The 19,533-nt window shown below is 66.7% G+C and carries 19 protein-coding genes and 1 pseudogene; 17 read left to right on the top strand and 3 right to left on the bottom strand.

The annotated features are described in order from the left end of the window. Positions 1-355: 355 nt before the first annotated feature. Both GGR71_RS02690 and GGR71_RS02685 read left to right on the top strand, forming a co-directional pair. Complete coding sequence (locus GGR71_RS02690; RefSeq protein WP_160963599.1) at positions 356-1,417, top strand: N(4)-(beta-N-acetylglucosaminyl)-L-asparaginase; 1,062 nt, start codon at positions 356-358, stop codon at positions 1,415-1,417. Between the two features lie 14 nt (positions 1,418-1,431). After that, on the top strand, positions 1,432-2,202 hold the full coding sequence (locus GGR71_RS02685; RefSeq protein WP_160963619.1) for a copper homeostasis protein CutC: 771 nt from the start codon (positions 1,432-1,434) through the stop codon (positions 2,200-2,202). A 75-nt stretch (positions 2,203-2,277) separates the two neighbouring features. Here the strand turns inward: GGR71_RS02685 and GGR71_RS02680 are convergent, their stop codons facing one another. Continuing rightward, positions 2,278-3,369 (bottom strand): sialidase family protein, encoded by a 1,092-nt coding sequence (locus GGR71_RS02680; RefSeq protein WP_160963597.1) that lies wholly within the window; start codon positions 3,367-3,369, stop codon positions 2,278-2,280. A gap of 112 nt (positions 3,370-3,481) precedes the next feature. Between GGR71_RS02680 and GGR71_RS02675 the strand changes: the two genes are divergently transcribed. The 11 genes from GGR71_RS02675 to GGR71_RS02625 all read left to right on the top strand — a co-directional run bounded on the left by GGR71_RS02675 (position 3,482) and on the right by GGR71_RS02625 (position 12,392). Then, positions 3,482-4,858, top strand: coding sequence for an alpha-L-fucosidase (locus tag GGR71_RS02675; RefSeq protein WP_184451609.1), 1,377 nt, complete (start codon positions 3,482-3,484; stop codon positions 4,856-4,858). Positions 4,859-5,233: 375 nt separating this feature from the next. Further along, positions 5,234-5,698 carry a hypothetical protein gene (locus GGR71_RS02670; protein WP_160963593.1) on the top strand — a complete coding sequence of 155 codons (465 nt, stop codon included), beginning with the start codon at positions 5,234-5,236 and terminating at the stop codon, positions 5,696-5,698. A gap of 81 nt (positions 5,699-5,779) precedes the next feature. After that, positions 5,780-6,328, top strand: a complete 549-nt coding sequence (locus tag GGR71_RS02665; RefSeq protein WP_160963591.1) for a hypothetical protein — start codon at positions 5,780-5,782, stop codon at positions 6,326-6,328. A gap of 752 nt (positions 6,329-7,080) precedes the next feature. Next, a complete protein-coding gene (locus GGR71_RS02660) occupies positions 7,081-7,356 on the top strand; it encodes a hypothetical protein (protein WP_160963589.1) in 276 nt (91 codons plus the stop codon). Positions 7,357-7,488: 132 nt separating this feature from the next. Further along, positions 7,489-8,163: an RNA polymerase sigma factor gene (locus GGR71_RS02655; protein ID WP_202405186.1), complete on the top strand. Its 675-nt coding sequence runs from the start codon at positions 7,489-7,491 to the stop codon at positions 8,161-8,163. 149 nt (positions 8,164-8,312) lie between these two features. Then, complete coding sequence (locus GGR71_RS02650) at positions 8,313-8,546, top strand: RebB family R body protein (RefSeq protein ID WP_010343225.1); 234 nt, start codon at positions 8,313-8,315, stop codon at positions 8,544-8,546. A gap of 451 nt (positions 8,547-8,997) precedes the next feature. After that, positions 8,998-9,471: a hypothetical protein gene (locus GGR71_RS02645; RefSeq protein WP_048492052.1), complete on the top strand. Its 474-nt coding sequence runs from the start codon at positions 8,998-9,000 to the stop codon at positions 9,469-9,471. A gap of 43 nt (positions 9,472-9,514) precedes the next feature. After that, positions 9,515-10,087, top strand: a complete 573-nt coding sequence (locus GGR71_RS02640) for a hypothetical protein (RefSeq protein ID WP_160963587.1) — start codon at positions 9,515-9,517, stop codon at positions 10,085-10,087. Between the two features lie 494 nt (positions 10,088-10,581). Continuing rightward, a complete protein-coding gene (locus GGR71_RS02635; RefSeq protein WP_010343222.1) occupies positions 10,582-10,908 on the top strand; it encodes a RebB family R body protein in 327 nt (108 codons plus the stop codon). Between the two features lie 69 nt (positions 10,909-10,977). Further along, positions 10,978-11,319 (top strand): RebB family R body protein, encoded by a 342-nt coding sequence (locus tag GGR71_RS02630; RefSeq protein WP_010343221.1) that lies wholly within the window; start codon positions 10,978-10,980, stop codon positions 11,317-11,319. 29 nt (positions 11,320-11,348) lie between these two features. Then, complete coding sequence (locus GGR71_RS02625; RefSeq protein ID WP_160963585.1) at positions 11,349-12,392, top strand: cyclic nucleotide-binding domain-containing protein; 1,044 nt, start codon at positions 11,349-11,351, stop codon at positions 12,390-12,392. A gap of 222 nt (positions 12,393-12,614) precedes the next feature. Here the strand turns inward: GGR71_RS02625 and GGR71_RS02620 are convergent, their stop codons facing one another. Then, entirely contained in the window at positions 12,615-13,001 is a 387-nt protein-coding gene (locus tag GGR71_RS02620; RefSeq protein WP_160963615.1) for a winged helix-turn-helix transcriptional regulator, read from the bottom strand. A gap of 151 nt (positions 13,002-13,152) precedes the next feature. On the opposite strand from GGR71_RS02620, the gene GGR71_RS02615 reads away from it, so the two are divergent. From GGR71_RS02615 to GGR71_RS02600, 4 genes and pseudogenes are all read left to right on the top strand, one after another. Beyond that, a complete protein-coding gene (locus tag GGR71_RS02615) occupies positions 13,153-14,160 on the top strand; it encodes a zinc-dependent alcohol dehydrogenase family protein (RefSeq protein ID WP_160963583.1) in 1,008 nt (335 codons plus the stop codon). 163 nt (positions 14,161-14,323) lie between these two features. Beyond that, the gene (locus GGR71_RS02610; protein WP_160963581.1) at positions 14,324-15,262 is read left to right on the top strand and encodes a hypothetical protein; all 939 of its coding nucleotides are present in this window, start codon (positions 14,324-14,326) and stop codon (positions 15,260-15,262) included. 268 nt (positions 15,263-15,530) lie between these two features. After that, the gene (locus GGR71_RS02605) at positions 15,531-16,244 is read left to right on the top strand and encodes a transposase (protein WP_160963579.1); all 714 of its coding nucleotides are present in this window, start codon (positions 15,531-15,533) and stop codon (positions 16,242-16,244) included. Positions 16,245-16,292: 48 nt separating this feature from the next. Further along, positions 16,293-17,577, top strand: a pseudogene (locus GGR71_RS02600) (adenylosuccinate synthase). Between the two features lie 133 nt (positions 17,578-17,710). Here GGR71_RS02600 and GGR71_RS02595 read toward each other — a convergent pair. After that, a complete protein-coding gene (locus GGR71_RS02595; protein ID WP_160959795.1) occupies positions 17,711-19,519 on the bottom strand; it encodes a GmrSD restriction endonuclease domain-containing protein in 1,809 nt (602 codons plus the stop codon). Positions 19,520-19,533: the final 14 nt, after the last annotated feature.

Below are 19,533 nucleotides of genomic sequence, written 5' to 3'. Positions count from 1 at the left end.
TGGCAAAGTCTTCGGTGCCACCGCTCCATTATGTGAATTTAATTAAGAGAGAGATTCAAAGGTGGCTATGTGTTGATCATCATGGGCGCGGTGAGCGATATAGAAATGTTGAGTGCACGTTTGAACGCCTGGGCCGCAATGCGACAAAGCGAAATCTGACGCCTGTCGGCTTTGCTTTGACTCCACTATGAATCTGAGCCTTATGAAAGGCACGCTTGACGCAATTTTGCGTGAGCACGCCGGCCAAGACGCTCTGTAACGCCAAGCAGGCCGTTTAATCCCCGCGCACTCTGCCGCATGATGTAAGGCTACGCGCCCACCACCCCGCGCGCCCTCCCAACGCCGGAGCCTTCCCATGCCGCAACGCCGCCACTTCCTGAAAACCGCCGCCTTCGGCGCCCTGGCCGCCGGGTTGGGCGGTGTGCTGCCGGGCGCACGCGCCGCGGCCAAGGCGCAGACCAAGACCGGCATTGACCCCTTGCCATACGGCGCTGCACGGGTGATCTCCACCTGGGACTTCGGCATCGCCGCGAACCAGGCGGCGTGGCAGGTGCTCTCCCGCGGCGGCGCAGCGCTGGATGCGGTGGAGGCCGGGGTGCGGGTGCCGGAGGCGGATCCGGACAATCACACGGTCGGGCTTGGCGGGTATCCGGACCGCGATGGGCGGGTCACGCTGGATGCCTGCATCATGGATCACACCGGCGGTTGCGGGTCGGTGGCGGCGCTGGAGGACATCGTGCATGCGATCTCGGTGGCGCGGCGGGTGATGGAGAAGACGCCGCATGTGATGCTGGTCGGCGATGGCGCGCTGCAGTTCGCGCTGGCGCAGGGCTTCGAGCGCACCAAGCTGCTGACGCCCGAATCGGAACAGGCGTGGAAGGAGTGGCTGAAGACCTCCCACTACGCGCCCGAGGCCAATATCGAGAACCGCGCCTATCGCCGCGGCACGCTGCCCGGCGGCAAGGACAACCACGACACCATCGGCATGCTGGCGCTGGATGCGCACGGCAATCTGTCCGGCGCCTGCACCACCAGCGGCATGGCCTGGAAGATGCACGGGCGGGTCGGCGACAGCCCGATCATCGGGGCGGGGCTGTACGTGGACAACGAGGTGGGCGGGGCGACCTCCACCGGCGTCGGCGAAGAGGTGATCCGCAACGTCGGCAGTTTCGCGGTGGTGGAGATGATGCGGCAGGGCAAGAGCCCGGCCGAGGCCTGCCGCGAGGTGGTGATGCGCATCGTGCGGCGCAAGCCGCAGCTCACCCGCGACCTGCAGGTGGGGTTCCTGGCGATGAACAAGCGCGGCGAGGTCGGCGCGTTCGCGATACAGCCCGGTTTCAGCTACGCGGTCTGCGACGCGCAGCGGCAGGATCTGCTGCTGCCTGGGCAGAGCCATTTCGCGGCGCCGGCGGCATGAGCGGGACGGTGCCGATGGGTCTGGAAGTGGCCGCCGATGCGATCGGCTCTGCGCTGGCCGCGCAGGACGGCGGGGCGATGCGGGTGGAACTGTGCGGAGGCCTGGATGGCGGTGGACTGACCCCGTCGTTCGGCACGCTGGCGGCGGTGCGCGATCGGTTGCGCATTCCGCTGTACGTGCTGATTCGCCCGCGGGTCGGCGATTTCGTGTTCGACGCTGCGGAAGTGGAGGCGATGCGCCGCGACGTGGAGCAGTGCGTGCGCCTGGGTTGTGACGGGGTGGTGCTCGGTGCGCTGACCGCGGACGGTGAGGTGGATCTGGCGACAATGCGCGAGCTGATCGCCGCGGCCGGTTCGCTCGGCGTCACCTTCCATCGCGCCTTCGATGTCAGTGCCGATCCGCGGCGCGCGTTGGAGGATGTGATCGCGCTGGGTTGCGAGCGCGTGCTGACCTCCGGCGCGCGCGAGACGGCGGAAGAGGGTGCGGCGCTGATCGCCGAATTGGTGCAGCAGGCCGGTACGCGGTTGAGCGTGATGCCCGGGTCTGGCGTTACCGAAGCCAACCTGGCGCAGTTGCGTGCGCGCACCGGCGCGCGCGAATTCCATGGCTCGGCGCGTGGGCCGTTGGCATCGCGGGCGTTGTCGCCGCATCCGCATGTGCGCAGTCTGGGCGGCGACCGCATGCAGACCGATGTGGCGCGGGTGAGGCGGATGGTGGCAATGCTGGAGGAGCCGGGACCCGGGACCCGGGACCCGGGGCCCGGAAAGGCGCATTTCACAGCCTGATCCTTCCGCAAGGACAGCGCTCTTGCTCTTGCTTCTCCGGGTCCCCGGTCCCGGGCCCCGGGTCCCGAGCAAGATTCACCTGCCGCCGGCAGGCGCCTTTGACTCCACACCCAGCCGCTTCGGATCCAGCACCACATGTTTGATGCGCGTGCGCTTCCAGGTGTAGCTGATGTGCACCTTGCCGTCGCGGGTCTGGATCACGGCGGGATAGGAGAACTCGTCCTTGGGGCTGTCTTCCAGGGTCAGCACGCGAGCCCAGTGCAGGCCATCGTCGGACAGGGCGACGGCGAGTACGCCGCGGCCGTCCCACCAGTCCTTGCCGGCCTGGGTGGGGTTGTAGACCAGCAGGGAGCGGCCGTCGGCCAGCACCACCGCGTCGGTGCCGGAATTCGGGTTGGCCAGGTCGAGCAGGGTCATCGGTTCCCAGGTGCGGCCCTGGTCGCGCGACCAGGTGCTGAACACGTGGTTCTGCTGGCTGCGGCCCACCGCCTGCAGGCGGCCGTCCTGGTGCAGCAGCACGCTGGGCTGGATCGCACCGATCCTGGCCGGGTCGTTCATCGCCGGGCCACGCGTCCAGTGCGCGCCGTTGTCGTCGGACCATTCCATGTGCGCGACCCAGCCGGCGTCCTCGCTGCTGCTGGGGCTGAGGATGCGGCCGCTCGGCAGTTGCACCGGCTTGTTCTTGATCGGGCCGAGGATGCCGTCGGGCAGGCGCTCGGGCGGGGGCCAGTGCTGGCCGCCGTCGCTGGAGGTGGTCTGCATGCCCCACCAGCGCTTCGGGTCGGGGCCCACCTTGTAGAACAGCCGCAGCGGCCCTTGCGCAGGCTGGAACAGCACCGGGTTCCAGGTCGGCAATGGCTTGCCCTGCGGCTGCGTGCCGTCGGCCACGCGCTGCGCCGGTTGCCAGCCGTGCGCGTCGCGGCGCGCGACCCAGATGGCGACGTCGTCGGCGCCCTCGTGGCGGCCGCCGAACCAGGCCGCAAGCAGGCCGTCGCGGGTTTCTACCAGGGTGGAGGCGTGGCACTGGGCGGTCGGTGCCTGCGCGTTGACGAATTCGCTGTAGACGATGGGCGAGGGCGGCACCGGCGGCGGGGCGGCGGCGGCCGGACCGGCGATGGCGCGCACGGCGAACAGCGACAGCAGGGGAAACAGCGAAGGCGACATCATGTGGTACGGTCCTGGCCCGCAAACGGGGATACCTATTTATCATCAATTAAATACCATATGCTGACACCACCGGCAGCGCCGCCTGCCAGACCGACGATTGCGAGGATCCGCCATGCCGAACCGCCCGCTCTCTCCGCTCCGCTGGCTGGCCGCGCTCGGCCTGACCGCCCTGGCCGCCCCGCCGCTGCTCGCCGAGAACTTCGCCGAGGTCAAACCCTCGCCGCAGCAAGTGGCCTGGCAGGATCTGGAATTCGGGGTGATCGTGCATTTCGGCACCAACACCTTCCTGGACCGCGAGTGGGGCGACGGCACCGCCAGCCCGAAGGTGTTCGCGCCGGACCAGGTGGACCCGGCGCAGTGGGCGCGCGCCTCCAAGGCGGCTGGCGCCAAGTACCTGATCCTGGTCGCCAAGCACCATGACGGCTTCGCACTGTGGCCCACCGAAGAAAGCGCCTACTCGGTGAAGAACAGCCCGTGGCTCGGCGGCAAGGGCGACCTGGTGAAGATGACCAGTGAGGCCGTGCGCAAGGAAGGCATGGGCTTCGGCATCTACCTGTCGCCGTGGGACCGCCACGAACCCAAGTACGCCGATCCCAAGGCCTACGACAAGTTCTACGCTGCACAGTTGGTCGATCTGGCCTCGCACTACGGCCCACTCACCGAGTGGTGGCTGGACGGCGCCGGCAGCGCCGGCCACGTGTACAACTTCGACAAGTACATGGAAGAGTTGCGCACCTACCAGCCCAACGCGATGGTCTTCGCCGACACCGCGCTGTTCGAGTACGGCGACGTGCGCTGGGTGGGCAACGAGGCCGGAGTGATCGAAGGCGAGAACTGGAACACCATCGATCGCCACGGCTACCTGCGCTGGCGCCCGGTCGAGGTGGACACGCCGCTGCACAAGCTGCAGTGGTTCTGGCACCCGAACAGCGACCAGACGCTGAAAAGCGTCGACGAGCTTGTGCAGATCTGGGAAGACAGCGTCGGCCGCGGCGGCCAACTGGTGCTGGGCATCGCCCCGGACAAGCGCGGGCTGCTGCCCGAGGCCGACGTGAAGCGGCTGGAGGAAATGGGCCAAGCGCTGCAGGCGCGCTACGGCGCCGATCGTAATCTGGTGCGCGGCCGGCTCAAGAACGACGACGGCATCGCCGCGGCGGTGGACGGCGACCGCGACACCTTCTGGAGCGCGCCGGACGGCTCGCACCACGCCACCCTGGAGCTGCAGTTCAAGCAGCCGGTGACCTTCGACACCGCCATGTCGATGGAATGGCTCAACGATGGCCAACTGGTGCAGAAGTACGCCGTGGAAGTGTTCCGCGACGGCGCCTGGGTCAAGGTGGCGCAGGCGCAGGCGATCGGCCACATGAAGATCGATCACTTCCCCGCGGTTACCGCCTCGCGCGTGCGCCTGAACATCCTGTCCAGCGTCGATGCCGCACACATCCGCGAGTTCCAGCTGTTCAACGTGGGTGCTGCCGCCACGCGTTGAATCCTGCCGCGGCGTAAGACCGGAGCCGTACCCGGCGCGTTGTCGGGTGCGGCTTTTTTGTTGGAGCTGTGCGCTGCGTTTGTAGCGAGGGCGCCGGTGTGCAGGCGCGGCAGTCCCGTCGCCGGCTGCCACGAAGACAGGCGAGTGCCGCCGGGCAACTCCCCTCTCCCCCGGGAGAGAGGGGCGGGGATGAGGGTATTGGGTGATGGTGACGGAAGGGCACAAGGCAGCGTTCCACACGATTCGTGATCGAAGATCAATGGCGCAGTCGTTCGACGCGGTACGCTCAACCTCGCATCCGTGTCTCGCCTGCGCCGCGACGCACGCGTCGAGGCGACCCACATCGCCCTGCCAAGCCCATGCGAGGACAACACCATGCTGCCGACTACAAACGACGAGACCACGCCGGGCGAGGCCGTGCGTGCCACTTCGCAAGCCCCTGTAGCTACCGGGCCGAGCGACCATCGCGACGATCACGTCGCAGAGATCCGCGCATTACAGGCCACGCCCAGCGCAGCATCCGAGCCCGCGCCCGCCGCAGTCCCAGCCAGTGCGTCGGTGCCGGTTGGGGCGCGCGCTGAGACGCGCATCAGACAGGCATCGGGCTTGGTCATGACGGCAGCGGCCAGGTATTACGGCGAGGACAGCAAGGCCGCCTTGGCGGCACAGGCCGTCGTGCTCAAGCAGATGCAGGCGCCGCCAGCCGAGGACGCTTCGCAACTTCAGCGGATCGACCCGCCGGCCGATGCCGTGGTTGCCGTGGCAATGGCTGCACCGGGCGCGGGAGCCGAACAGTCGGGCAACGCCAGCGACGCGCCCGATCACGCCGATGCGACGTAGCCGCCGAGCGCACGCTGCGCAAACAGCCGCCCGTTGCCGCCCGACGGCAGTCATCACGCCACCATTCGCGGAGAGCAACGCATGACCGAGACGCCGGATCCGAAGACGCAGGCTTTGTACGACATGACCCGCCAGTGGCTGGGTCGCGACTTGTCCGAGGCCGAGCGTGCGCAATTGCGCGCATTCGCCGCGGCGGCGGAGGGGACGCAACAGACGGCAGACCCGGCACCCCATCCGGCAGCGCCGACGCACGCCGCCGAGATCGAGCGCACGCGTCAGCGGATCGATGCGGCCAGGCGCAGCGCCGAGGACACCATGCAGCAGGGCGACCAGGCGATACGCGATGCGATGGCGGCCGCAGCGCAGCAGGAGGCAGTGCGCTCGCATGTGCTGCCAAGCGTCAACACATCCCGCAATGCGCCGATAGGCCAGGACGCCGACCACCTGAGCGAAGTGGTGAGGCGCGAAGGGCAGGACGGGTTCGATCGGCACTTCGACACGTTTGCGCAGCAGCTGCAGGCCATGATCCAGGCGCTTCAAGCACAAGCCAAGGACGAGGTTGCCGCCGCATCTGAGCCTCCCGCTGCGCATGACCCCACGTCGCCGCCGAAACCCACGGGTGCCGACTGATCGCGGCTCGCAGTTGCCCCCTGAGCTGGCCGTGACGCCGCGCCACGTCTGCATGGTGCGGGGAGAGCGCACGTGGGGATCGGCCCGATCATGCGGTGTCGTGGCCGCCGCGACCGACGCACACCGCTAGCGCTGCGCCGGCCATGGCGCGACGGAGCCCGGGGTAGGAGCGGCTTGCGCCGCGACGGGCAATCCCGCTGGCTCGGTCGCGGCTGAAGCCGCTCCTGCAGAGGTGCTTCGCGTATCTTCCTGCGCTGCCATGCGCGCTCAATACCGCTATCGAACGGCACAGGCATACGCACCGCATGCTTTGTCGCGTTTCGCGTGCGTTTGTTTCTCGGCCGCGACCACCTGCTGCAAGCTATGCGGAGCAGGGTCGTGCCAGGCCCGAACGCGGTATCGCCTGCCTGCAGTCATGCGCGACGCCCGAGATCCCGCCGCGCTCGTCGAGTTCGCAAGCAACCGGCCGACACGCGCCTGTCCCTGTCTTCCTGAGACGAGCAACGTCGTCGCGTGCTGGCATCGCCAGCCATCGTTGGCGCAGTTGCATGTGCGGCGGTCCCGAGGAGGCTTGGTCGACATGAGCGCGAACACGCCATGTGGCGTGCGCAAACGCATGCGGCGTCCGCCGCATTCACGGCGCCGCCACGGCCACGTTAGAGGGACGTCGCCCTCCATCCGCGACGCGCACCGTGTCGCCGTCGCGCTGCGGCCATGTCGCCGGGGTGGTCCCATCATCGTGGAGCAACGCCATGCCCGACAGCGCAGGTGTATCCCGGTTCCGCTCGCTGTCGTTCGAACGGCGCCGGCGGCTGCGGCGTTGTGCGCGTCTGCGCCAAGGCATCTGCGTGACCCTGGCCTGCGTTGCGGTGGCCCTGGCGCCATCGTGGGATGCACGCAGCGCGCCGCCGGTGCCAGCGCAGACACCAGTACCGCCGGTGGCGAATGGCACGCCGGACATCCGGCAGGTGCTGCATGCGCTGCGCGATCAGAACGCGCCCGAGACGCTCTGCAAACTGTTGCCCTGAGCCGATCGCCTGACACGATGCGGGCCCGCTGTCCGTGAAGCGGGCCCGTTTTTTTGCGCGACTGGCCCACACAACCGCAGCGCAGCCGCTTTGGCCGTATGCATGCGTAGACAAAGCGCGCGCGCACGCCACATGCCGTGCGGCTGCGCGTGCATCGCGCCCGCGGTTGTCACCCAGGGAACAGCTATTGCCGCCGACCGCCACAGAGACTCCTCGCACAACGGGATTTCGGAGCATGCGATGGAGATGGCAAAGGAAAAGGCAGGCGTGACCGCCGCGCGATTCGTGGAGGCCGATGAGATGTTTACCCGCGCCTGGCGCGCGACGCTGCCGGATCTGCGCCGGCGCGCACTGCGGCTGGCCAACGGGCGTGCGGACGCTGCCGAGGACCTGCTGTCGGATACCGCAGTGAAGGCGCTGCTGTTCATGCGCCGCTCGCCGGAGGCGATGACCGATCCGCAGGGCTTCCTGTTCGTGGTGCTGCGCCACGTGTTCCTGGACCTGGTGCGGCGGCGCCGCAGCGGTGGTGAGCCGCTGGACCGCTCTGCCGAGGCTAAGGAAGTGGACGCCGTGGCCGATCAAGCAATGAGTGCCCTGCAACGTGCCGAGCTGGAGGAACAGATGGAGCGCGTGGTGACAGCGGTCGCGGCGCTGAGTCGGGAGCAGCGCCGCCTGTTCGCCTATCGCTTCGTCGAGGAGTTGCCGTATCCGGCCATTGCCAACCTGCTGCGCATCAACCAGCCACTGGCACGCAAGCGCGTGGAGTTGCTGCGCAAGCGGCTGCGGCTGGCGCTGGTGGCCGAGTGAGCGCGGTTTCACACGTCGCCCACGGCGGCGTTTTCCCTCCACGCCGGGCCGTGTAGGCCGCGGCATCGCAGGCGCCGCAGCGGGGCGCGGCACAGGCCATCCCCGTCGCGGCGCCTCCCCGGCAGGCGACTCACCAAGGAATCAGGCTCATGGCAGACAACACGCTCGTCAATTCGCAGATCACCGATGCGGTCACCCAGACCAACGTCAAGGTGGTGGCCGAGGCGCCCGCCCAGGCCATCGCCTCGCTGTACCAGGTCTCCAGCCATTCCACCGGGCTGGCGTTGCAGAACGCGGTGCACAGCCAGCAGGCGCTGAACCAGGTCTCCAACGCCGTGGTGTCCAAGGCGGTGGCGCTGATCATGGCGATCGGCGAGAAGTGATGCAGCGCCGTGCCCGCGCCGCGGCGGCGGAGGCGGGTACCGATCCATCCATCAGGAGAGTGGCATGTGGCCTTTCGCAAGCAAGAAGACCCCCGCATCCCCGACGGCCGCGGCGCCGGCGGGCGCGGCAGCGGTGCCGGCATCGACCGCAGGTGCGGCGCAGACCCCGGGCGCCTCTGCGTCGGCGCCGGCGACGGCACCCGTGATGACGGAAGCACCTCCATCGGCAGCGACAGACGACACCCCCGCCGTGGTACCGACTGCAGCGGATAGCGCTGCCGCTGCGGCGCCAGCGAGCAGCGAACCTGCCGCGGCTTCAGGCACTGCGGCGCCCGCCGCGGCCGAGCCCGCCGCCGACGCCGCACCAGCGGCAGGTGGCGATGGTACATCGCCCCCTGCGGCAGCATCGGCCGCTCCGGTCTCGCCGCCGCCGCCTCCACCACCGCCGTCCATGCTGAAGACGCTCAACACGCACATGCTCGCGCAGGCCTCGGCGGCGCGGCCGGCCAGCGACGCGCTCAACAGCAAGATCGTGCAGGCCGTGCAGCTCAGCAATGCCGAGACCATGGCCTATGCGCCGTCGCAGATCGTGGTCGGCTCGAACATGCTGATCAGCCAGGCCTCGGGCCTGATCGCGCAATCGGCGGCGGTGTACTTCGACGGCGTCAGCAAGATGGCGCTGGCCAGCCAGGGTGTGCTGCTCAAGCAGATGACCGAAAACCTGGCCGAGAACAAGCTGGAGCAGGCCGCCGAGGATGCGCTGGGCGTGCTGGCCACCGACGTGCTGGTCGGCGCCGCCGCGGCGGTCGCGGCCGCCGCCGGTGCGTTGGAGGCCGAATCCGCCGGCTTCGCCATCGACAAGATCGACCAGAGCATCGCCAAGTACGCGGACCTGATGCGCGGCCGCAAGTCCGCGTCCACGTAGGCCGTTCGCACCACCGATTTCACCACGCTCACAGGGGAGCACCATGCAAGACACGCAATCAACCGATTTCGCCACGCTGCGCCAGTTCGCCGAGAAGTGGCTGGGCCGTCCACTGGTCGGCGCTGAGGAAGAGCAACTGCAGCGCTTCGCCTCCGAAACGGCCACACCGCCGGCAGCCCCGGCCGCCGACGTGGCCGCGGCCTCGCCGTCGCTGATCGATGCCGAGCGCCAGCGGGTGCAGGGCCTGATCCAGCAGATGATGCAGAAGATGCAGAACACCCGCGGCGACCTGAACGGCGCCACCGCTGCCAGCGAAGCGGCGGTGCTCAAGGCGGTCGAGTCCGCCAAGTCGCTCGATCAGCTGCGGCCGGGCCAGTTGCGTCCGCCGCAGAACGGCGAGGGCGGCAGCAACCACATGGTGATGTCGCAGATCGCCGATCGCCTGGCCAACCTCGTGCAGGCCGAAGTGCGCGCGTGCTTCGAGCGCGAGTTCGGCAGCCTGGCCCAACAGATGCAGGCGGTGGTCGAGGCGGCGCGCGCGCAGGGACTTATCGGGGCCCCACCGGCTGCGTCGGCCGCGGAGCCGCAAGCGCTAGCGTCGCCTCCCGCTGCCTGAGCCGTTCCGCTGCACGGCGGCGCCTGCGCGTGTCCACGCGGAGGCGCGCAGCCGTGTGTGCGTGTCTGGTGCACGCGCTTGTGCGTGGCATGGCGCCGCAGTCGCCGCGTCCGCTTGCGTGCGTGGCGCGCTTCGCATGCGTCGGTGTGCCTTGCGGTGTGCGCCAAGTCCTTGCGCCATGTCCATCCAGCGAAAGTGGCTGCGCGCCATCACCGATCCATCCCGGTGCCAAGTCGCAAGCGATCGCCCGTGTTCGCGTGCGGTGCTGGCGGAGCGCACTGCATGGCAACGGGGGCCGCGAGGCGGCTTGCGCCGTCGTGGTTGCAACACGCATCGGCCGACGTCGCGGCGCAGCGAGGTCGATGCTGCTTCGTCGCGCGCACATCGCGACGAGGCTGGCGAGACAAACGCCGCACACGGTTTCACAGGTTCTGCACTGTCCCGTTTTCAGAGATCGTACGGCGTGGGCCGTACCCCAACCCAGGAGCGAACACATGGCATTTCCCACCGCGGTCAACGACCAGATCACCGATGCGGTCACCCAGTCCAACGTGAAGGTCATCGGCGAGGCGCCGGCCTTCGCGATGGCGTCGATCTACCAGAGCATGGCGCACTCGACCGGCATCCTGTTCGAGAACGCCGTCTCCGCGCAGCAGCAGCAGAACACCCTGGCGCAGGCCGCGGCCAACCAGGGCGTCATGCAGATCTACAGCCTGGACTCCACCGCCGCCGCCGGCGCCACCGAGAAGGTCGCGCAGACCGGCGTGTCCGACAACCTCACCAGCCTGCTGACCGTGCTCAACGCGTTCAAGCAGTCGTAAGCCACGCGCGCTAACGCCGCTGCAAGGCGGCGCTAGCCATGCAATTCCCTTCCTAACGAGGACCGTTCCATGGCCTATCCCACCGCAGTCAACAACCAGATCACCGACGCCGTCACCCAGTCCAACGTCAAGGTCATCGGCGAAGCGCCGGCCTTCGCGATGGGCTCGATCTACCAGAGCCTGGCGCACTCCAGCGGCATCCTGTACGAGAACGCTGTCGCCGCGCAGCAACAGCAGAACACGCTGGCGCAGGCGGCCAACAACCAGGGCGTCATGCAGGTGTACAGCCTGGATACCACCGCGGCGGCGGGCGCGTCGGAGAAGATCGCCCAGACCGGCGTGTCGGACAACCTGACCAGCCTGCTGACCGTGCTGCAGGCGTTCCAGGGTTCGCCCTACAGCAAGGGCTGATCCCGCCGGGCACGACGGCACACGGCTGCGTGGCGCCGTCCGGTTGGACGCATCGCTCCGGTCCCGACACGGGCCGGAGCGATGCCATCACCAAGCGGCCATTGCCGCCCTTTGATGACCCACTGCACTCGAACGGCACGCGCCTTGGTTGCCTGCCGCGACAGGGTGCGTTCGAGGCCCTGGCGCCACGCCCCCGCGTCCAGGGAAGGGGAACTATGGACCTTCCAGCAATCGCCGATTTGGAGCGCGCCGACCGCATCCCGTCGGCCGGCGCCAGCGACGCCCCGCTCGCGTGCGCGGCCGGCGCCAGCCATCGCCCGTTGCTGGAGCGCTCGGCCGTGTTCCAGGACATGCCGGCGGCGGCGCTCGATTACCTGCTCGCGCACGCCAGCGAATGCGCCTTGGACGCCGGAGGCGTGCTGTTCTTCAAGCACGATCCCAGCAGCTTCGTCGGGGTGGTGGTGCAGGGGCGCCTGTACAAGGTGCTGTACGGTCCCGATGGGCAGGAGTTGATCGTCGGCACCATCGAGCCGGGCGGGCTGGTCGACGAACAGGCATTGCTGGAGCCGCATGGGCGCAGCTTCACCGCGATCGCCTTCGGCCCAAGTTGCGTGCTGAAACTCACGCGCCGCCATTTCGCTGCGCTGATGGCGGTGCCGCTGTTCCAGCAGCGCATCGATGCGCTGTTGCGTCTGCGTTTGCGGCAGACCCTGGACAGCCTGGAAAGCATCTGTCTGCATCGATTAGAGGTGCGCCTGGCGCGCTACGTGCTGCACCAACTCGAACTGCAGGCGCCGCACGCGGGCGGCGGCGATACGGTCGCGCTCCCGCCGAACCAGAGCATCCTGGCGGCGATGCTCAACGCCAGCCGCTCCAAACTCAATGTGCAACTGCAGCGCTGGGTGCGCAGTGGCCTGGTCAGCCGTCGCCGCCACCTGTTGCGCGTCCATGACCTCGGCGCGCTGTATGCCAAGGCCAATCTGCAGGGAGCTGCGTCGATGTCGGCGTCGGCAGGCGAGGGCACGCCGGCGCGTGCTGCCTGCCCCTCTTGGACGGATCGTCGCACCGAATGAGGTGCGTGAGCACAGAGTGTCGCGTGCTTGCGCCTGCCGATCGTCTGCCGCACGCGACCGCTGGGATCGCAACGCTGTCCTGACCCGCGCAGGTAGTGTCTGGATAGCCGCAAGTCGCAAGGCGCGTATGAAGTACCCGACCTCAGTGCCTTTCGGTCACGAAATGCAAAAGGCATAGACACGAGTGCTCGACCCTTTCTTGGGGGAGCGCTTGCGCGACCATCAGGTCGCCATTGTTTCGCCACGCACGCAATCGGGGGCATCGCGCGCCGCGCGCGACATCTCCTTGGTGCGATACGACTCGCCCCATTCGCGCAGGCTGATCAGCACCGGCGCGAGGGAGTGGCCAAGCGGCGTCAACGCATATTCGACCTTGGGCGGCACCTGCGGATAGACGTGCCGCGCGATCACGCCGTCCTCCTCAAGCTCGCGCAATTGCAGGGTCAGCATGCGCTGCGTGGCATTGGGGACCAGGCGCGTCAGTTCCATGAAGCGCTTCTTGCCGGAGAGCAGGTGGAACAGGATCACCGGCTTCCAGACCCCGCCGATCACCGAAAGCGTGACTTCGACCGCGCAGCCGCTCTTGCCATCCAGACGTTTCAGACGCATGGTCTTTGTACCTACAAAATTGATAGTACCTGCGAAAATTGTACGTTCTTGCGATGCAGGAAGTGCATCCTGACAATGCCTGCAACACGGTCGCGCTGCAAGTTCCCGCAGCGTGGTCCGCTCGCCACCTCTCCCCAAGGACATCGCGCTCATGAAAGCCATCACCCTGCGCCAGCCCGCTGGCCTCGAGAACCTCCGCCTCGTCGATCTGCCCGATCCCGGCCAGCCGGGCGCCGGCGAACTCCGCGTGCGCGTGCATGCCAGCTCGCTCAACTTCCACGACCTGGGCGTGGTGACCGGACGCATGCCCAGCGCCGACGGCCGCATCCCGATGTCCGACGGCGCCGGCGTGGTCGAGGCGGTGGGCGAAGGCGTGGAGGAGTTCGCCGTGGGCGACGCGGTCGTCTCGACCTTCTTCCCGACCTGGCTGGATGGCGGACCGACCATCGCCGATTTCGCGACCGTGCCCGGCGACGGCGTCGACGGCTACGCCCGCGACACCGTGGTGCGCCCCGCGCACTGGTTCACGCATGCACCGCGCGGCTACAGCCACGCCGAAGCGGCGACGCTGACCACCGCCGGGCTCACCGCATGGCGCGCGCTGGTGGTGGACGCGCGGCTAAAGGCCGGCGACACCGTGCTGGTGCTCGGCACCGGCGGCGTGTCGATCTTCGCGCTGCAGTTCGCCAAGCACATGGGCGCCAGCGTGATCGCCACCTCGTCCTCCGACGAGAAGCTGGCACGTGCGCACGCACTGGGCGCCGATTTCACCATCAATTACCGCCGCGACACCGACTGGGCGGCCAAGGTGCTCGACTACACCAACGGCCGCGGCGTCGATGTGGTGATCGAAGTGGGCGGCCCCGACACGCTGGGGCAATCCATCCAGGCCTGCCGCATCGGCGGCCATATCGCCTTGATCGGCGTACTGACCGGCATTGCCGGCCAGGTGCCGACCGTGGCGCTGATGCAACGCCACCAGACCCTGCAAGGGCTGATCGTCGGCAGCCGCAGCCACCAGCGCGACATGGTCCGCGCCCTCGACGCCACCGGCCTCAAGCCGGTGGTCGACCAGACCTTCGCGCTGGAAGATATTGCCGATGCATTTGCGCACCAGGCGGCGGGGAAGCATTTTGGGAAGTTGTGCTTGTCGATTTGAATCGGGCGGGCGAAGGAAGACAGGGCCGAGGCAGGAGGTTGCCAACGCCGTTGCACGGCCCTGGCGATCTTCGATGGCGGTCTCTTGGCCGACGAGCAGCATGGAACGCTGCTCGTGGTGGTAGGCTTCACGCGCAACGGGGCTCAGGCGTCACGGATGTCTGGTGACGGCAGCGCTTAGCGGCATCCTCAATGTCCTGCCTTTACGCGCTATATCTGGGGGTAGCGTTAAAAAGTACCTGCCCGTTTCTCTGGTCATTATCGCCCTCATCGCAGGGCTGATGGTGCGTGGTGTTGTCGGAGGCGAGAAACGGGTTGGCGATCTCAGCGGCGATGAGGTGTCAATTTCCTCTGCGGTCGAACCCAGGGGAACGCCAGGTGACAGTGTCCATGTCGAATCTGGTGTCGCCAGATCGCGATCGGCGGAATATCTGTCCAGGTTTGAAGCGGTAAAGGATAAGGCGTTGCGTGGGGATGCAGCGGCTCAATTGGAGCTGTCCCGGATGTACGATCGCTGCTTTCCCGTCAGCATGTCTCGGCAGCAGTATCTCTCCGGTGTGGATGCCATGGCACTTCAGGTGGGCAAAGCTGCCGCCGCCATGAAGGCAACTGCCAGGCGCATTGCAGACGACTGCGCGTTGGTTGAAGGTGGTTCTCCCATTCCGCTGGATGCGCAAAAGGAATGGTTGAAGGCATCTGCGGCTTCAGGAAATCTGGCTGCAAAAATAAGATTTCATGTGAGATATGCGGGCGAGACAAGGGAGAGTGTTGCCGATCTGGTGCAGGCGGCGGTCGAGAGGCGGGATTCCGAAGCGATGTTCGAACTTGCGGATCTGCTGTCGACTCAGTCGTCCGATGCAGAACTGGGGCCGTTTGAGGCCGTTGCTGGGGATGAGACATCCGCATATGCCTGGGGAATCGTCGCGTGTCGGATGGGTGCGGAGTGTGGTGCTGGATCGGCGGTCATTGAAGGGTCTTGCTTGAATGGTGCCTGTGCCTCGAACTACGAGCAGTTGGTTCGCAATGATCTGTTGCCCAAGGGGCACGGTGAGCGGTTGGATAGAAACATAGCGCGCATAGATTCTCTGCTTGGGTGGAGATGACCGCCCCATCCAATTGGTGTGCTTGGCGAAGCTGCGGAAATTCGGAGATTTGGAAGTTCGGCACGGCTGCTTGGTTGAGGTCAGGGCGGTATCCAGACAGCGCAGCTTGTTGTTTCAGTGAGTACGGCCGCAGACTTGTCGCCCCACAGTCAGCTGCCGTCAAACCGGGGTCAGAGTGCACTTCTCCTACGCAAGCTCCAGGCATCGCCCGATGGGGTGGCCGGTTTGGATGCGCGACGCTTAGCTTACCTACCGCGAAGGAGCGCGCATGCCACGCCGTCCCCGACTGGATCTCCCTGGCTTCGCCCAGCATATCGTGCAGCGAGGCAATGACCGTCAGCCCTGCTTTTTCATCGATATCGATCGGATACGCTATCTGCAGGATCTGCGCGAGTTGTCGCTCAAGCTCGACATCGCCGTGCATGCCTATGTGCTGATGACCAATCACGTGCATTTGCTGCTCACCAGCAAGCAGGCCGGTACGGTGTCAACACTGATGCAGTCACTGGGTCGCCGCTACGTGCGCTACATCAATACGCAATACCTTCGCACCGGCACCCTGTGGGAAGGTCGCTACAAGTCATGCCTGGTGCAAGATGAGACCTATCTGCTCCGCTGTTACCGCTACATCGAACTCAATCCCGTGCGGGCTGGCATTGTGTCCGATCCGGCGGACTATCGCTGGTCGAGCCATTGCTGCAACGGCCTCGGCCAAGCCAATGCATTGGTGCAACCGCATGGGAGTTATCTAGCCATGGCCGCAGCTGACCAACGCGCAGACCACTATCGCCGCTTTGTCCTGGAGGCCATCGGCCCGGACGAGACAGCAGCCATCCGTCTCAATTTGCAGCGTCAACATGTGTTGGGGAATGACCGCTTCCGTGAGGCGATTGAACGTCAGCTTGGCCGTCGTGCCGGTCCTGCGGTAAGGATGGGGCGGCCACCGAAGCTCAGACTGTTAGGAGAGAAAAGTGCACTCTGACCCCTGTTTTCCTGACCCCTGTTTTCACTGTTTTCACTCCTCTGACCCCTGTTTTCACTCGGTGCCCAGTGGGGCGATGAAGGCAAGGGCAAGATCGTCGATCTGCTCACCGAGGAAATCGGCGCCGTCGTGCGTTTCCAGGGCGGCCACAATGCCGGCCACACCCTCGTCATCAACGGCAAGAAGACCATCCTGCACCTGATCCCGTCCGGCATCCTGCGCGCCGACGCGCTGTGCCTGATCGGCAACGGCGTGGTGATCTCCCCGGCCGCGCTGCGCAAGGAGATCGAGGAGCTGGAGACCTCCGGCGTGGAAGTGCGTTCGCGCCTGAAGATCTCGCCGGCCGCGCCGCTGATCATGCCGTACCACCCACATCGCCCTGGATCAGGCCCGCGAGAGGGCTGCCGGCGGCAAGGCCATCGGCACCACCGGTCGCGGCATCGGCCCGGCCTACGAAGACAAGGTGGCGCGCCGCGGCATCCGCGTCGCCGACCTGCATTACCCGCCGCAGCTGGAAGAGCTGCTGCGCACCGCGCTGGACTACCACAACTTCGTGCTGACCAAGTACCTGGGCGTGGAAGCGGTCGACTTACAGAAGACCTTCGACGAAGCGCTGGCCTTCGGCGAGTACGTGCAGCCGATGAAGTCCGACGTGGCCGGCATCCTTCACGACCTGCGCAAGCAGGGCAAGCGCGTGCTGTTCGAAGGCGCGCAGGGTGCGCTGCTGGACATCGACCACGGCACCTATCCCTACGTCACCAGCTCCAACACCACCGTCGGCGGCGCGCTGGCCGGGACCGGCGTCGGTGCACAGGACATCGACTACGTGCTGGGCATCGCCAAGGCCTATGCCACCCGCGTCGGCGGCGGCCCGTTCCCGACCGAACTGGACGACGAAATCGGCCAGGGCATCCGCGACCGCGGTGCCGAGTACGGCGCTTCCACCGGCCGTCCGCGCCGCTGCGGCTGGATGGACATCATCGCGCTGAAGCGGGCGGTGGCCATCAACGGCATCTCCGGCCTGTGCATCACCAAGCTCGACGTACTCGACGGCATGGAGAAGCTGAAGGTGTGCATCGCCTACGAATACCGCGGCAAGCGCACCGAGTACGCGCCGCTGGACGCGCAGGGCTGGGAAGAGTGCACCCCGGTGTACCTGGAGTTCCCGGGCTGGAGCGAGAACACCCACGGCATCACCGTGTGGGACGAACTGCCGCCCGCCGCCCGCGCCTACCTGCGCGCGCTGGAGGAACTGGCCGGCTGCCCGATCAGCATCGTCTCCACCGGCCCGGATCGGGATCACACGATGGTGTTGCAGGATCCGTTTGCCTGAGGCGTCGTGCAGGAGGGCATCAGACTGACGACATAAAAAGCGGGGCGCTGGTCGCCCCGCTTCTATTTGCTGAGTCGCAGTTGATAAGCCGGCGGAGCTCGATAACCGCCCTGGGTGTCAGAGCGCCGGCCTTTCAGTCGGTCTCCATATCCGCGGACGCCGCACGCTTTCGCATTGCCGCTTCGATCAGCGCCAGCAGATTTTGCTGGCGCTGATCGCAGAAGCTGTCGAAATCGTCGGCACGCAGGGCGTCAACCGGGATGCGGTGACTGGCCAGCAGCGCGTCCATGCCGGCGTTGTCCAACTGGACCTGCTTGTGGGCCTGCAGGGCGGTCAGATAGCTGGACGGGGCGGACCCGCCGATCATGCGGTTGGCTTTATAGGAGATCGGCGTCTTGTTGATGATTGAGTCGTAGCGCCGACGCGCGATGTTCTGCTTCTCGCACCAGTCGCGCGGGAAGATATGGTGGATGTCCAGCGCCACCTCGTCGGCTTCCAGGTCGCGGATGCGCGATTTCCAGAACAGGTCCTGTGCGCCTTCGCGCAGCACCAGCACGTTGATGCCTTTGTAGGCGGCGCTCAGGCGCGAGGTCAGCGAGGCGAGGCGGTCGATTTGGAAGGTGGCGTCGGCAATCGTGCGCGGCGGTTGGCCGTCGTGCTCGATCCAGTCCAGCAGCTCGTCGACATCGTTGGCGATACGCGTCTCCACCGCACCGCCGTAGAGTTCGCCCAGCACGCCGCACCAGAACCATTGCGCCAGCTTCTGGTGGATGCGCGGCTCGCGCCAGTGCTCGTCGGCGCCGATCAATGCCAGCACCGCCGCCAACGGCGCCAGCTGGGTGCGGTAAGGCAGGTCGCGTGGCGCAGTGAAGCATTCCTGGCGCAGGAACTTGGCCGCACGCAGGAAGCCTTGTTCAACGGGGTCAGCCCAGCGCTTGTAGGCATCCAGCGGTAGTTCCAGCACCGATGCGCGCTTGGCGCTGACCGGGGCCACCTGCTTGCCGGTCTTGCCGGCCTCGATATCGGCACGGCGCTTTTCCAGCGTGTGCAGCATGGTCACCGCCTGCAGAAAGTCGGTGTTCTCCACCCCGCGCAGGATGGGTTCCTTGGCCAGCCGCTTGTAGCGCGAGGACACCTTACGCAGCTCGCTGCCATACCAGTCGTCGCGCAGGTTGTAGCCATCGGCAGCGTAGCTGGCGGTCACCAGCTCGAACACCGATAGCGGGACGCCACCGGTGTTGACCTTCTCGAACACCAGGCACACCGCTTCCTTGCTGGTTTCTTTCTTCAGCACGATCAGCGGAATCTGGTACTCGTTGTAGGCGTCGAGTACCTGCTTCTTGAATTCGAAGAACTGCGCCACCGCTTCGGCGTTGTGTTCGTAGAGATCCTGCAGCCAGCCCATCGCCTCCAGGATCTCCGAGCACGGGAAATACAGCTGTGTGCACTCCAGCTCGCGCGTGGACAGATCAAGATCCAGCCTGCGGCCGAAATCGCTGCGCTGCTGGCGGCTGCCGTCGGTGGCGATGATGGCCTCGTCCAGCCGGTCCGGGCCGGCCAGCGCGGTGGGGATGTGGATGTAGTAGTGGCGGTCGACCGGCTTGCCTTTGTCGGTGGTGGTCTTGACCGGGCCGGACAGCTTGAGCACCTGGGTCAGCGTAGTCAGACGCTGCTGGCCATCGAGGATCAGCTTCTCCGGCGCGGCCAGTCCTTCCAGCGGCACGTTCTCCACCGGGCGGACCTGGAAGCGCACCTCGCCGCCGGTTTCCAGCAGCATCACTGCACCCACCGGGAACGAGCGCCCCAGGCTGACCAGCAGGCTGCGCACATGCTCGTCATCCCAGACCCAGCCGCGCTGGAAATCCGGTAGCTGGATCTTGCCTTGGACGACGTCCTTGAGTAGGTCCTTCAATGGCAGTTTGGTGCTGTCGAATGTGGTCATGTGCTTCGCTTCCT

This window comes from Xanthomonas sp. F1, from assembly GCF_014199855.1.
Note: the sequence above shows the minus strand (reverse complement) of the source record. Positions and strands in the feature narration are given on the sequence as shown.

What these genes read in the sequence shown, in the direction of transcription:
- GGR71_RS02635 (WP_010343222.1), top strand. Translation starts at nt 10,582, where the DNA reads ATGGCATTTCCCACCGCGGTCAACGACCAGATCACCGATGCGGTCACC.
- GGR71_RS02675 (WP_184451609.1), top strand. Translation starts at nt 3,482, where the DNA reads ATGCCGAACCGCCCGCTCTCTCCGCTCCGCTGGCTGGCCGCGCTCGGC.
- GGR71_RS02680 (WP_160963597.1), bottom strand. Translation starts at nt 3,369, where the DNA reads ATGATGTCGCCTTCGCTGTTTCCCCTGCTGTCGCTGTTCGCCGTGCGC.
- GGR71_RS02665 (WP_160963591.1), top strand. Translation starts at nt 5,780, where the DNA reads ATGACCGAGACGCCGGATCCGAAGACGCAGGCTTTGTACGACATGACC.
- GGR71_RS02645 (WP_048492052.1), top strand. Translation starts at nt 8,998, where the DNA reads ATGCTGAAGACGCTCAACACGCACATGCTCGCGCAGGCCTCGGCGGCG.
- GGR71_RS02690 (WP_160963599.1), top strand. Translation starts at nt 356, where the DNA reads ATGCCGCAACGCCGCCACTTCCTGAAAACCGCCGCCTTCGGCGCCCTG.
- GGR71_RS02685 (WP_160963619.1), top strand. Translation starts at nt 1,432, where the DNA reads ATGGGTCTGGAAGTGGCCGCCGATGCGATCGGCTCTGCGCTGGCCGCG.
- GGR71_RS02640 (WP_160963587.1), top strand. Translation starts at nt 9,515, where the DNA reads ATGCAAGACACGCAATCAACCGATTTCGCCACGCTGCGCCAGTTCGCC.
- GGR71_RS02650 (WP_010343225.1), top strand. Translation starts at nt 8,313, where the DNA reads ATGGCAGACAACACGCTCGTCAATTCGCAGATCACCGATGCGGTCACC.
- GGR71_RS02655 (WP_202405186.1), top strand. Translation starts at nt 7,489, where the DNA reads ATGCCGTGCGGCTGCGCGTGCATCGCGCCCGCGGTTGTCACCCAGGGA.
- GGR71_RS02615 (WP_160963583.1), top strand. Translation starts at nt 13,153, where the DNA reads ATGAAAGCCATCACCCTGCGCCAGCCCGCTGGCCTCGAGAACCTCCGC.
- GGR71_RS02620 (WP_160963615.1), bottom strand. Translation starts at nt 13,001, where the DNA reads ATGCGTCTGAAACGTCTGGATGGCAAGAGCGGCTGCGCGGTCGAAGTC.
- GGR71_RS02595 (WP_160959795.1), bottom strand. Translation starts at nt 19,519, where the DNA reads ATGACCACATTCGACAGCACCAAACTGCCATTGAAGGACCTACTCAAG.
- GGR71_RS02670 (WP_160963593.1), top strand. Translation starts at nt 5,234, where the DNA reads ATGCTGCCGACTACAAACGACGAGACCACGCCGGGCGAGGCCGTGCGT.
- GGR71_RS02660 (WP_160963589.1), top strand. Translation starts at nt 7,081, where the DNA reads ATGCCCGACAGCGCAGGTGTATCCCGGTTCCGCTCGCTGTCGTTCGAA.
- GGR71_RS02630 (WP_010343221.1), top strand. Translation starts at nt 10,978, where the DNA reads ATGGCCTATCCCACCGCAGTCAACAACCAGATCACCGACGCCGTCACC.
- GGR71_RS02605 (WP_160963579.1), top strand. Translation starts at nt 15,531, where the DNA reads ATGCCACGCCGTCCCCGACTGGATCTCCCTGGCTTCGCCCAGCATATC.